A 12,567-nucleotide genomic window follows, 5' to 3' on the forward strand; every position below is an offset into this window, starting at 1 on the left:
GTCAGCCTTGGTAAGCCTCGATGGTGATGACGACACCGTCGCCCAGATCAACAGCGTCACCAATGGCCAACTCGATCGTCTGACCGCTTTCCAGCCGCAGCGGATCCTGACCGACACGGCGAACGACGGTGCCGTTCGTGGAATGCATATCCGTCACTTCAATCCCCCACTGCCCAACAGCGAACTTGACGTGAGTACGGCTGATGTCCTGTCTCGGGGAGGGCACGCGCATGATGTCCTCACCGTTCTCGGCCCTCGGGGCACGTCCGACCAAAACCACATCCTTGAGATACGTGACCTCTCCGGTGGTCGAGACCAGGGTTGCCGCAACATTTGACGGAGGGAACGGCCCATCGCTCACCGAGGCAGAGGCGAATCCCTCGTCCTCGCTCTCGTCGGCACTGTATTGAAACTGGCTGGGCTGCTGAGGCGATGTTCCCGGGGCAAGAGCGGAAACGACGTCCCCTGGCTCAGGCTGTACTCCAACCGGCTGGGTACCGGTATAAAACTGGCCATCAAAAGCCCCGGCGTCACCTAGGCCGTCGTTTTGAGCGCGAACGGGCTCAGTCTCCTCACCCGCGACCGCAGTCTCAACGGACTCTGGCTCGGCAGCTTGCACGGCCACCGGGCTCACCGGCTGTTCAGGGGCGGCCTCGGCAGAATCAATAGCAGCGCTATCAGGGGCCGGAACCTCAACGAAACCGGGAGCGTCCCACTCATCAGCTGGATGTGTCAGCTCGCCAGCTTCCTCCTCGGCCTGCTGCTCCTGGGGAACCCACGGTTTGAGGGCGTCGTCGGAACTCGCCACCACTCGCGGACGATGAATCCCACCGCCAACGACAAAAGGCTGAACCTGGCCAGTCGCGTCGATGATGACCTTGCTCGCCTGGGCTACACCCAACAGCAGCGGCATGGCCAGCCTCTGCTCGACCTCTTCCATCTCGACGACGACGGTCGATGGGTTGAGCTTTTTCTCGCTCCACGTCAGCAGGCCGTCCCCATGATTGACAACCTCACCGGTGGAGGCGTCTTTGACGACGACCTGGCCACGGGCCATGGAGTACATCTCACCATCGACCCAGAAAAACACTCCCAGGCTCGGCATCTTTGCCAGTCCGATCATCGTCAACGTCGAGACGAGCGCCTGCGGATCATCGGCCTCGGCCACCTGCTGCCAGATCGACGCCACCAATCCGGAATGACGCGGGGCGGCCGGCTGCATGACGACAAGGCTGCTCGGCCCAGCCAGCACCACCCAGGAACCAGGGGTGTAGGTGGCGCGCCAGGCGCCGAAAGTCTGGGACATTAATCCTCCAGAAGTCGGGGGCACGGTCGTAACTATTATTCCGCGCATATGGCTACGCCGTCGACATACCCCCTACCGGACTCGGATTCTCGGGTGCTGCGCCGGCCTGTTGTATTCCACACACGCTTTCGGGTGCTCCACGAACGCAATCGGCCCCTCCACCGCTATGGAGGGGCCGAAAGCTCACGTCAGCAAGACGGTGAATCCTTTAACCTCACTTCTCCTTCTGCGAGATGACGGCCTGGGCCGCAGCGAACCGTGCAACCGGCACACGGTATGGCGAGCAGGACACGTAATCGAGTCCGGTCTTGTTGAAGAAGTGAATCGACGCGGGATCGCCACCATGCTCACCACAGACACCCAGGTTCAGCTGCGGATTGGTTGCGCGACCTTTCTCCACAGCCCCGGCGACGAGCTGACCGACGCCCTCCTGGTCGATCGAGGCGAACGGGTTCTCCTTGAGGACCTTGGTACGCAGGTATTCGGTCAGGAAGCCGTTCTCCGCGTCGTCACGGGAAATGCCCAGGGTGGTCTGGGTCAAGTCGTTGGTACCGAAACTGAAGAAGTCAGCGACCTCGGCGATCTTATCGGCGATAAGGGCAGCACGCGGCAGCTCAATCATGGTGCCAATCTTGACGTCGACCTTCGTGCCAGCGGCCTCGAACTCCTCATCAATGGCCTGCTGAACAATGCGGCGCTGGGTCTCAAGCTCAACCGGGGTGAAGACCAGCGGAATCATGATGTTGATCTGCACCGTCTCCCCCTCCTTTTTGAGCACCGACAGAACAGCGCGGATGATGGCGCGGGCCTGCATATCGGGAATCTCGGGGTACAACATGCCGAGGCGGCAGCCACGCGTACCGAGCATCGGGTTCTGCTCATGCAGCTTCTTGACCTGGGCCAGCAGACGACGTTCCTTGTCAAGCTCGTTCGGATCAGCCCCCTTGTCCTGCAGCTTCTGGACCTTGAGGGACTGCTCGACGAGATCCGGCAGGAACTCGTGGAGCGGCGGGTCAAGTAGACGGACGGTGACTGGCAGGCCCTTCATCGCGGTGAAAATACCCTCGAAATCGGCCTGCTGCATCGGCAGAATCTTGTCGACGGCAACCTGGCGCTCCTCCGGGGTCTCCGCCGTAATCATCTCGTGCATGGCAGGAAGGCGATCGGCACCGAAGAACATATGCTCGGTGCGACACAGGCCGATACCCTCAGCACCCAGCTCACGGGCCTTGGCGGCGTCAGTGGCGTTGTCAGCATTGGCCTCGACGCCCATACGCCGAACCTCGTCAGCCCACGAGAGAACCTCCTCGAAGTCGGCGTTGATCTGCGGCGGGATGAGAGGCAGACCAGCAGCGAAGACTTCACCTGTGGAGCCGTCGAGGGTAATCATGTCTCCCTCGTGGATGACGGTATCGCCGATCGTCAAGGTGGCAGCCTTGGCGTCGATCTTGATACCGCGCGCACCGGCGACACAGGGCTTGCCCATGCCACGAGCGACCACGGCAGCGTGAGAGGTCATGCCGCCGTGAGCCGTCAGGACGCCCTGGCTGACGATGACACCGTGAATGTCATCAGGGGTGGTCTCGAAACGAATGAGGACGACTTTCTCACCCTTGGCACCACGCTCGGCGGCCACATCGGCGTCAAAGACCGCCTCACCAACAGCGGCACCTGGAGAGGCAGGCAAGCCCTCGGCGACGGGCCGCTCGGTGTGGTTCGGATCGATGGCCTCGTGAAGCAGTTGGTCGAGCTGAGCAGGCTCAATCCGCATAAGGGCCTCTTCCTTGCTGATGACGCCTTCGTCAACAAGGTCGCGAGCCACCTTGAGGGCAGCAGCAGCGGTGCGCTTGCCATTACGGGTCTGCAGTAGGTAGAGCTTGCCGTTTTCGACGGTGAACTCCATATCCTGCATATCGCGGTAGTGCGACTCCATCTTCTTCATGGTGTCGATGAGCTCGTGGTAGGCCTCCGGCAGCACTTCCTCCATCTCAGCGAGGGAGCGCGGGGTACGGATACCGGCAACGACATCTTCGCCCTGGGCATTGACGAGGAACTCACCGTAAAGCTCTTTGGCACCGGTGGCAGGGTTACGGGTGAAGCAGACACCGGTGGCGGACGTGTCGCCACGGTTACCGAAGACCATCTGCATGACGTTGACGGCGGTGCCCAGATCGTCTGGAATCTTATTGGCCTTGCGGTAGACGAAAGCCCGCGGGTTCAGCCAAGAACGGAACACGGCGTCAACAGCACGCATGAGCTGCTCACGCGGGTCCGTCGTCCAGTTGCCGCCAAGCTGCTCGTTGGACAGTTTCTTAAAGGTATCAACTAGACCCTTGAGATCATCGGCCGTCAGATCAGTATCGGACTCGACGCCCTTCTCCTCCTTGAGGGCAGTCAGGGCGTCCTCGTAGACGTGAGCGTCGATGCCCTCGACGACCTCGCCGTACATCTGGATGAAGCGACGGTAACAGTCCCATGCGAAGCGCTCACTGCCGGCTTCCTTGCCGACGGCCTCAACGGTGTCGTCGGAAATGCCGAGGTTGAGGATGGTGTCCATCATGCCGGGCATTGAGATGACGGCACCGGAACGGACCGACACGAGCAACGGCTTGTTGACGTCGCCCAGACCGCGACCAGTGCGCTCCTCCAGACGCTTAAGCCCATCCCACACCTGAGATTCGAGGCTTTCGGGCCACTCTCCGTCCCTCGTCATAGTGTCCACGCAGGCTTCGGTGGTGACGGTGAATCCGTCAGGCACCGGGACACCGAGGCGCTTCATCTCGGCAACTCCTGCGCCCTTGCCTCCGAGCAACGGCTTCATCTCGGCGCTGCCCTCGGACAAGTCGTACACGTAACGGTCAGTCATGACTGATCTCCTTCGATCTGTGTCAGCCTGTTCATCAATTCACGGCATTCGGACCCGTGCGACTGCGCAGCGAGTCCGAAGACCAGCCTCCCATCAGGCCGGATACCGTCATTCTCTCACGCTCATGGGGCATTTTCACCAGTAGCCCAAATAGTCGGCTCGCTGGCCATACCGGTCACGGCAGCGCACAAACGGCTCATTTCCGTTGGTATCTCTCTTGGTGCGCCGCCCTCGACAACCCGACGAAGCGACCGTCGGTATGACGGTGCTGAGTGATGTCGGCAAAAGTTGCGAATGCTCCCGTCGGGGCGGTGCGGGTCAGGGGCGAGTGCGGTAGGACCCAGCCGGCTTACGCAGCCTGGTCCCCGCCGTCTTGGCCCGTCGGTCAACGATGTCGATAACCTTCGTCGCCGACTCCTCCAGGGCCAGCCCGGTCGTGTCAATGATGGGGCAGCCCAAGCGGCGCTGAATCTTGCCAACCTCATCCAGCTCGTCGTAAATCGCGGCGAGATCGGCGTAACCGTCCTCGTTGCCAAAACCGCCCAGACCGCGAACGCGACGGCCCCGGATTTCCAGCAGCCGCTGAGCGTCGATCGTCAACCCGACGATCCGCCACCGGTCGACAGCCGCCAGTTCCGACGGCGGAGCGATACCGGGTACGAGCGGAACGTTGACCGTCTTGTAACCGAGATATCCCAGATAAATTGACAAGGGCGTCTTACCTGAACGGCTCACGCCGACCAAACAGATGTCAGCCTCAGTCAGGCGGTCGGGTATGGCACCGTCGTCATTGCGCACCGCGAATTCCATCGCCGAAATGCGGGTGAAGTAGTCGGCCTCAACACCCACGGGACGGCGCGGTACGGCGTCGGCGTCGAGACCCGAAGCTTCCTCCATGGCCTCGAGCATGGGACCCATGAGGTTGACCTCGCGGATACCCATTTCCTCACACGCGTCAGTGACCATTTCACGCATATCGGGCAGAACGAGGGTGTGTACCACGCATACCCACTGCCCGGCGTCAAGGGACTCCTTGACGGCCTCCAGGGCGGCGACCATTTCCGGAACCGTACCGATCATGGGATGACGAACGATGTGCCAGTGGACCCCTTCGAACTGGCTTCGCGCAGCACGGGCCAAGCGGACGGCGGTCTCACCCGTCGAATCGGCGATGACGTGTATTTCCAAGGGCGACTCTGCCATGGTGTCATGATATCTGGGTCATGACGCCATGACACCGCGCTTCGTCACTACCGCTTTGTGTGTGTCATTGTGGCGACCTTAGTGACGAACCCAACGAGTCTGGCCTCCACATCGGCCTGAGACTTCGGCTCGTTATGAACCTCGTGACGCAACCCTGGGTAGATACGAATCTCGACGTCGTGACCAGTGCGGGTGAGTTCGTCTGCAACGTGCTGGGCACCGTCACCAAAATTGGCAACCGGATCGTCGCCGCCGGAGAAAATGAGCACTGGCATGGGTGGCAGATCACGGTAGAACGACTCGGCGTTGGCGCGCTGATAGATTTCGAGGAAGCTCCAGACGAACCGGTTGCTCATTGGGGCACCGAAGTTGTTGAACTTGTCCCTGCCGTGATCGCGAACGACGAACGGGTCGGAGGCCACCCAATCAGTGGGACCCGGGTTAGGCCCACAGCGGTCGAGGAAACCGTCAAACAATTGCTCAAGAAACACCGGCTCGACGGCTCCGGCTGGGTCAGCCTCGACGGCGGCACGCAACCCATCCCGGTCCAGGCTATGCTCCAAACCCTTCAGCTCGGCCGCGACGCCACACAGAGCCAGGCCATCAAGTCGTGCCCGAGGATCGACCGCCATCACCCGGGCGATCATCGAACCCCAGCTGTGACCAAAGACAAGATAGGGCAGGTCCGGGAACTGTTCTCGTGCCAAGGCCTGCAACGTCAGCTCGTCCTCAACAACAACGGTGGCACCGTCATCCCCTGCGTCTGCCCATACCCCCGACACCATGGCAGTACGTCCGTGGCCGGCGTGGTCGTCAGCCACGACAACACAGCGAGCGTCGAGCAGGGTGCCGATCATGTGCAGGTAGCGCCGAGAATGCTCACCCAAACCATGAACAAGCTGCACCACTGCCACCGGGTCGGCGGCGGGTTCATAGATCCATGCCTGAATATGGTCACGACCATTGTGTGAGGTGAATTCAATTTCCTGTAGGGCCACAATGCCTCCGATCACGCAGCTAACACCTGCACACGGTAGGGCGTGAAAAACCGTCACCGGTCCCGATGTGCACACACGTGCAGAGTCTCACGGCGGAACGAGCAATTTCGTCACATCACCCGGTAGGGGCACGACCTGCTGAGCAACTACATAGCGGAGAGGCCCCGACGCTATACCGCGCCACACCCTCGAGTACGAACAGCGGGTTTGTCCGCCTCCGAGACCGCATTGCTGAAACCTGAGCCAGTCCTGTCGCGCTAATCATACTTATAGGGATTTTGTTCGTCGTTACCTCCAATGTTCCCCATGACGCTCCGAACACTCGATCAAATCGACATATGTCGGGAACACACACCGACATATGTCGGTACCGCTCGGTCTGCTACTCATGATGGGATACCAACACAGCTAACCAAAAACACACGGTTACTCCAGTCTCAACTCCCAGTAGAAGAACACACAATCCAGACACAGGAGTCGAGATGAAAAAGATTAGGGCGCTCATCGTCGGGACAACAGTGCTGGCTATCGGTTGTAGCAGCGCCAGCATTGCTTCAGCGTCAGAAATAAATTTTCATGGTTCGCCTTCCGTATTTGGGAGTGACCTTGCCAAGGCAGACGATCTAATATGGCAATTCGCTGCTGGATGCGCCGGATGGCGTCCTTTAGAGTGGGCATTAAATAAGCCGAAACCAGTTGCAGCACGAGCGCTGACATGGGCGGTAAAGCAAGCCCTTAAGGCGGCAGAGAAGCTGAAGAAATGAGAGACAAAACGAAAGAGCGTCTGTCTGACACTTTCGCCGGAGTAATCGCCATGGCTGTAGCATTCTTCCTCAAACCATCGGGATGGAATGTCAAAAACGCCTTCATTTGGTTTGGCGTATTCGCCGCAGCCTATACCGGCATAAGGCTGGTCATTATGATCCCTGAAGCTATTCGGACTGCTCACAAAAAGGATGAGTGACTAACGGCCGCGATAGACCACTCGTCCCCTACTACCCGCAGCCGTCAACAGCGCATACAGAACGACACCTACTTGTGTCGATACTGCCGCCTAAAAGCGTTCAGCATCTCTTCAGCATTCGCAGGTCCGACTATTTCAGAGAGATAGCCTACCGCTTCTGGCTCGCTTAACGAGGTACGTCTAAATACATCTTTGTCGTCAATTTTTCGCCTGAGTAAATGTGATTTTGAAGCAGAAGGCCGACCTTCCAATAAATCACAAATATAGTCGAGTGTAAAAAATAACTCAATGCGCTCATCTCCGTATATCATCAACTGTGAAGTGAGAGCATTAAATGGTTTATCGTCGCGGTACTCCACGCAATGAACAATGTCAAACACTAAATCTTCTAATCGCGCAACTTTGCGTTCGAGAGAAGCAATCTGTTGCTGGTAACTATTTTCGGAAGACATCGCACCTACAGAAGGATCCACATTACGACAGCGACTGAATTGGCGTAACACTCGCCGTCCCCCACTAAGGGGCCTACTTAAAGACGAGGATAGTTTGTGTTGTACAGCACGGCTAGCTGTCCCGTTGGTAGACGATCATGCCGAGGGGCGGAACCCACACCACCCAGCCCCAAACTCTCCTACCGTGGTGTCATGAGTTCTCGCGTCATCCTCGTCAGCGACGACCGCTCCAGCCTCCGCGCCCCCGGCACCGCTCTTTGGCCCCACGCCGCATGTATGCGCGGCATCCACACCGGCGATTGGGCCGCTCACATCTTCGAATACGCCATGTCTTTCGACGGCAATATGACCCAGGTGCGCGCGCTCGCCGCCCAGACAGGCGCCGGGGTTCTGCACCCTCACGGCCCCCTCGCGACCGAACCACCCGGTCTGATCGTCTGTGACGTCGACTCGACGATGACCCGTACCGAAGCCATTGATCTGCTCGCCGAGTATGCCGGAAAGGCTAAGGAAGTCAGCGAGGTCACAGCCCGCGCGATGGCCGGGGAACTCGACTTCGCTGAGTCCCTCAATGAGCGCGTGAAATGTCTGGAAGGTCTGCATGTCGGGGCCATCGAGGAAGCACGCAAGGCCACCGTCATCACCCCAGGAGCAGCTGAGCTCGTCACGGCTGCACATCAGGTTGGTGCCGCCGTAGGATTGGTGTCAGGGGGATTCACGGCGCTGGTGAACCCACTGGCTGAGGAGATTGGCGCTGACCTCACTGCCGCCAACGAGCTGGAAATCGTCGACGATCACCTCACCGGCAGGGTCGTCGGAGACATTGTTGATCGCGCCGCCAAGGCCACCTGGCTACGTCGCTGGGCCAAGGGGCGCAACGTCGACCTGAGGCGGACGATCGCCGTTGGTGACGGAGCCAATGATCTCGATATGTTCGCGACTGCCGGGCTGGCGATCGCCTTCTGCGCTAAACCCGTCGCCGTCGCTGCTGCACGAAACACCATCCGGTGTGAGCGGATCGACGCAGTTCGCTCGGTGTGGGCACAATGACCACGATGATGGATGCATGAGTAACCTCCCGGGAACCGTTCATTCCGCTCATGAAGGCGCATGGCAGGTGGCAGAGCACGGCTGCCAGGTGCTGAGCTGGCAGGCCGACGACAAGCCCGTCATCTGGTTCGACGCCGAACACGCCGACGAGTCCGACGTGGTTATTCGGGGAGGTATCCCGCTGTGTGCCCCGTGGTTTGGTCACGGGCCGAATAACGACCAAGATCCCCAACACGGTTTGGCTCGCCGCACCGACTTCTCGGTGACGATGGCAGACCCCTTCCAGGTCGTCGGAACCGCCGAGACCGCTGCTATCGGAATTCGTCACCAGGTCGTCATGACCAAAAACGCCCTGGAGATGACACTCACCCTCACAAACCATGACGAGGTGCCCCGCACCGTCGAGGGAATGTGGCACTCCTACCTGCGCGTTGGTGACTCCGCACAGGCCCGTGTCCAGGGGGTCAAGGGTGCCGATTGGCGCAACTTCGCGACCGGTGACGAGGGGTCTTTTGACACCGATGAGCTCGTCATGGCCCCCGACACCGACACCGTCATTCAGGGAGTCGGGCCAGCCCTGACCCTCGTTGACCCGGTCTGGGGCCGTAACATTCATCTGGCGACGACCAACTGCCCCAGCGCAGTGGTCTGGAACCCACGCTCGGCGTCGGGAATTGCCGACACCCCAACAGCACAGGCATGGCGCGACTTCGTGTGCGTCGAGACTGGAGTCTGCAAGGACAACGCGGTCACCCTTGACCCAGGTGCCGACCTCGTCGCGACGACGACAATCACCGTCACGTCATTGTGACCACGAAAGATTGTGATCCTAGTAAGGCCACGACGACGCCCGTGACATCGTCGGCCTACCTCCCACCCGAAGTCCCGTGAACAGCCGTGCGTCGGCACCACTGATTTCCGGTCAACTGTGCACATTAGAGAGTAAAAAGTTGGGGTAGGCCGTCCAAGGCCAAGAACCCACATATAAAATATCGATACGGTTTCGGACCGCCTGCAACGGGAACGAAACAGTGTTTCTTCGACGGCTCACTGGTAGCGCGGTGCGCCGTCACCGACAACCAGCCGCACGGCGGCAGGAGGACAGATGTCAGAGCGGATTGCGAACGCAGCCCTGCGTCAGAAAGTGATGAGCGCGGACGACGCGGCTGCCCTCATCAATGACGGTGACCAGATCGGATTCGGTGGATTCACTGGGTCGGGCTACCCCAAGGCGGTTCCGGGAGCGCTGGCCAAGCGCATCAAGGAAGCCCACGATCGCGGCGAAAAGTTCACCGTCAACGTATTTACCGGAGCTTCTACCGCTCCTGAGCTTGACGGCGAGCTTGCCTCCGTCAGCGGCATTGGTTGGCGTATGCCCTACCAGTCCGATCCCCAAATGCGTTCCAAGATCAACGACGGCACCTCCTTGTACACCGACATCCACCTCTCCGAGGCCGGAATGATGGCGCGCGAGGGATTCTTCGGCAACATTGACTTCGCCGTCATCGAGGCAACCAAGATCACCGAGGATGGCGACGTCGTCCCCACATCTTCCATCGGCAACAACAATGTCTGGGTAGAGAAGGCCGACAAGATCATTATCGAGGTCAACTCGTGGCAGTCTGAGGACCTCGAAGGTATGCACGACGTGTACTACGGCTTCGCCCTGCCCCCGAACCGCGTGCCGATTCCGATCACCCATCCTGGTGACCGCATTGGTGAAAAGTACCTGCGCGTGCCGCAGAACAAGGTCGTTGCCGTGGTCGAGACATCTGGTCCTGACCGCAACAGTCCGTTCAAGCCGATCGACGACGACTCCCACAAGATCGCCGGTTATCTGCTGGACTTCTACGACAACGAGGTCAAGCAGGGACGTATGCCGAAGAACCTGCTGCCGCTGCAGTCGGGTGTCGGCAACATTCCGAACGCCGTTCTTGACGGCCTGCTGCACTCTGACCTGGAGCACCTGACCTCCTACACCGAGGTCATCCAGGACGGCATGATCGACCTCATCGACGCTGGCAAACTCGACGTGGCCTCCGCCACCGCCTTCTCGCTGTCGCCTGAGTACGCGCACAAGATGAACGAGAATGCCTCCTTCTACCGCAAGCACATCGTCCTGCGCCCCCAGGAGATCTCGAACCACCCCGAGGTCATCCGTCGACTCGGTGTTATCGGTGCCAACGGCATGATCGAGGCTGACATCTACGGCAACGTCAACTCGACCCACGTCACCGGCTCGCGGATGATGAACGGTATCGGTGGGTCCGGTGACTTTACCCGTAACGCCTTTATCTCGGCTTTCGTGTCCCCATCGACTGCCAAGGGCGGTGCCATCTCGGCGATCGTCCCGATGGTGTCGCACGTTGACCACACCGAGCACGACGTCATGGTCATCATCACCGAGCAGGGCATCGCCGATCTGCGTGGCCTGGCCCCACGTCAGCGCGCACCCAAGATCATCGAGAACTGCGCCCACCCGGACTACCGCCCGATATTGCTGGACTACTACGAGCGTGCGCTGCATGACTGCAAGTTCAAGCACACCCCGCAGCTGCTGGGTGAGGCATATGCGTGGCACACCCGGTTCCTCGAGACCGGCACCATGAAGCTTTCCTGACCGATCACCGATACACGTGGCCCCCGGCATATATGTCGGGAGCCACTTTCGCATTCACGCTATCTGGGTGTGCCGTCTCTGGCCGATAGCTCAGATCCGAACAATGACCTTTCCGCGGACGTGCCCGCCCCGCTGAAGTGTCACTGCGTCCTGAATCTGATCGAGCGGGAATACCTGCTGGATCGGCAGCACGATGTCACCGTCAGCGACAAGATCTGCGATACGTGAGAGGGCTCCGTCGGTTGCTTTGACCATACCGGTGCGCTGGACCCCAGCCGGAGCGTCGTCACCGGCAGCGATAACCCCGATTCGCCCGGGAGCGACGCCGAGTTCGACGGCAGCTTCAGCAGTCTGGGTGCCGTTGAGATCAAGGGCGGCATTGATAGTGGGGGCAAGCTTGCGAACCCGGTCGGCCAGTCCCGGACCGTAGGTGGTGGGAATGGCCCCCAAGCTGCGCAGGTACTCGTGGTTACCCTCAGACGCAGTGCCGATGACTGTCGCACCCATACGCGCGGCCAACTGAACGGTGATGGTTCCGACCCCACCAGCCGCTCCGCCGATGAGGAGGGTGTCACCCTTGGTAAGGCCGATCGTCGTCAGCGCCCCGTCTGCCGTGAGCGCGACGATGGGGAGTCCGGCTGCCACCTCGTCGGACAGCTTGTCCGGGGTGTGAACAAGGTCCTTTTCGGGATGGTCAATGACGACGTATTGGGCAGCTGCCTGGCCCAGACCGGCTTGCCCGAACACTCGGTCGCCGACGGCGAAACCTTCAGTTCCATCACCAACCTCGTCGACGGTTCCAGCCATATCTCCCCCGAAACCAGTCGGTGCGCTCACCCCGAAACCCTCAGCCGTGTGAGGGTTGGATGCAACCTTCCAGTCCAGCGGGTTGAGACCGACTGCGGCCACCCGCACTCGGACCTGGCCTGGACCGGCATGTGGCTCTTCTCCCTCGGTCACTGTGAGGGTAAAGGGATCTTCGAACGTGGCGAGCTGTGCAAATCTGTTGGTCATACCAGGGCAACACCGATGGCAAGCCGGACTATTCCCTTCCGACTACGACTGATTCTCCCATTGAGCTGGCAGCGATCGACCTTGGTGTTCGTTT

Annotated in this window: 11 protein-coding genes; 5 read left to right on the forward strand and 6 right to left on the reverse strand. The window is 60.1% G+C overall.

Going from position 1 to position 12,567, the window contains the following annotated elements:
* Position 1: 1 nt before the first annotated feature.
* From Q4B98_RS04335 to Q4B98_RS04350, 4 genes are all read right to left on the reverse strand, one after another.
* Complete coding sequence (locus tag Q4B98_RS04335) at positions 2-1,306, reverse strand: FHA domain-containing protein (protein ID WP_303195879.1); 1,305 nt, start codon at positions 1,304-1,306, stop codon at positions 2-4.
* Positions 1,307-1,520: 214 nt separating this feature from the next.
* On the reverse strand, positions 1,521-4,172 hold the full coding sequence (ppdK, locus tag Q4B98_RS04340; protein ID WP_303195881.1) for a pyruvate, phosphate dikinase: 2,652 nt from the start codon (positions 4,170-4,172) through the stop codon (positions 1,521-1,523).
* Positions 4,173-4,490: 318 nt separating this feature from the next.
* Positions 4,491-5,375: a pyruvate, water dikinase regulatory protein gene (locus Q4B98_RS04345; protein WP_303195883.1), complete on the reverse strand. Its 885-nt coding sequence runs from the start codon at positions 5,373-5,375 to the stop codon at positions 4,491-4,493.
* A gap of 47 nt (positions 5,376-5,422) precedes the next feature.
* The gene (locus tag Q4B98_RS04350; protein ID WP_368492304.1) at positions 5,423-6,388 is read right to left on the reverse strand and encodes an alpha/beta fold hydrolase; all 966 of its coding nucleotides are present in this window, start codon (positions 6,386-6,388) and stop codon (positions 5,423-5,425) included.
* A 467-nt stretch (positions 6,389-6,855) separates the two neighbouring features.
* On the opposite strand from Q4B98_RS04350, the gene Q4B98_RS04355 reads away from it, so the two are divergent.
* Positions 6,856-7,137, forward strand: a complete 282-nt coding sequence (locus Q4B98_RS04355; RefSeq protein WP_303195885.1) for a hypothetical protein — start codon at positions 6,856-6,858, stop codon at positions 7,135-7,137.
* The gene (locus Q4B98_RS04360) at positions 7,134-7,337 is read left to right on the forward strand and encodes a hypothetical protein (protein ID WP_303195887.1); all 204 of its coding nucleotides are present in this window, start codon (positions 7,134-7,136) and stop codon (positions 7,335-7,337) included. Before Q4B98_RS04355 ends, Q4B98_RS04360 begins: the two co-directional genes overlap by 4 nt.
* Positions 7,338-7,405: 68 nt before the next feature.
* Here Q4B98_RS04360 and Q4B98_RS04365 read toward each other — a convergent pair whose 3' ends face one another.
* Positions 7,406-7,789: a hypothetical protein gene (locus tag Q4B98_RS04365; RefSeq protein WP_303195889.1), complete on the reverse strand. Its 384-nt coding sequence runs from the start codon at positions 7,787-7,789 to the stop codon at positions 7,406-7,408.
* A gap of 192 nt (positions 7,790-7,981) precedes the next feature.
* Between Q4B98_RS04365 and serB the strand changes: the two genes are divergently transcribed.
* From serB to Q4B98_RS04380, 3 genes are all read left to right on the forward strand, one after another.
* Positions 7,982-8,839 (forward strand): phosphoserine phosphatase SerB, encoded by an 858-nt coding sequence (gene serB, locus Q4B98_RS04370; protein WP_303195890.1) that lies wholly within the window; start codon positions 7,982-7,984, stop codon positions 8,837-8,839.
* A 16-nt stretch (positions 8,840-8,855) separates the two neighbouring features.
* Positions 8,856-9,650, forward strand: a complete 795-nt coding sequence (locus Q4B98_RS04375) for a D-hexose-6-phosphate mutarotase (protein ID WP_303195892.1) — start codon at positions 8,856-8,858, stop codon at positions 9,648-9,650.
* A 294-nt stretch (positions 9,651-9,944) separates the two neighbouring features.
* A complete protein-coding gene (locus tag Q4B98_RS04380) occupies positions 9,945-11,459 on the forward strand; it encodes an acetyl-CoA hydrolase/transferase family protein (RefSeq protein WP_303195893.1) in 1,515 nt (504 codons plus the stop codon).
* Between the two features lie 90 nt (positions 11,460-11,549).
* On the opposite strand, the gene Q4B98_RS04385 is transcribed toward Q4B98_RS04380, so the two are convergent.
* The gene (locus tag Q4B98_RS04385) at positions 11,550-12,473 is read right to left on the reverse strand and encodes an NADP-dependent oxidoreductase (protein ID WP_303195894.1); all 924 of its coding nucleotides are present in this window, start codon (positions 12,471-12,473) and stop codon (positions 11,550-11,552) included.
* Between the last annotated feature and the right edge of the window lie 94 nt (positions 12,474-12,567).

Origin of the sequence: Cutibacterium sp., assembly GCF_030525615.1 — a bacterium.
In the GTDB taxonomy this organism is placed as follows: Bacteria; Actinomycetota; Actinomycetes; order Propionibacteriales; family Propionibacteriaceae; genus Cutibacterium.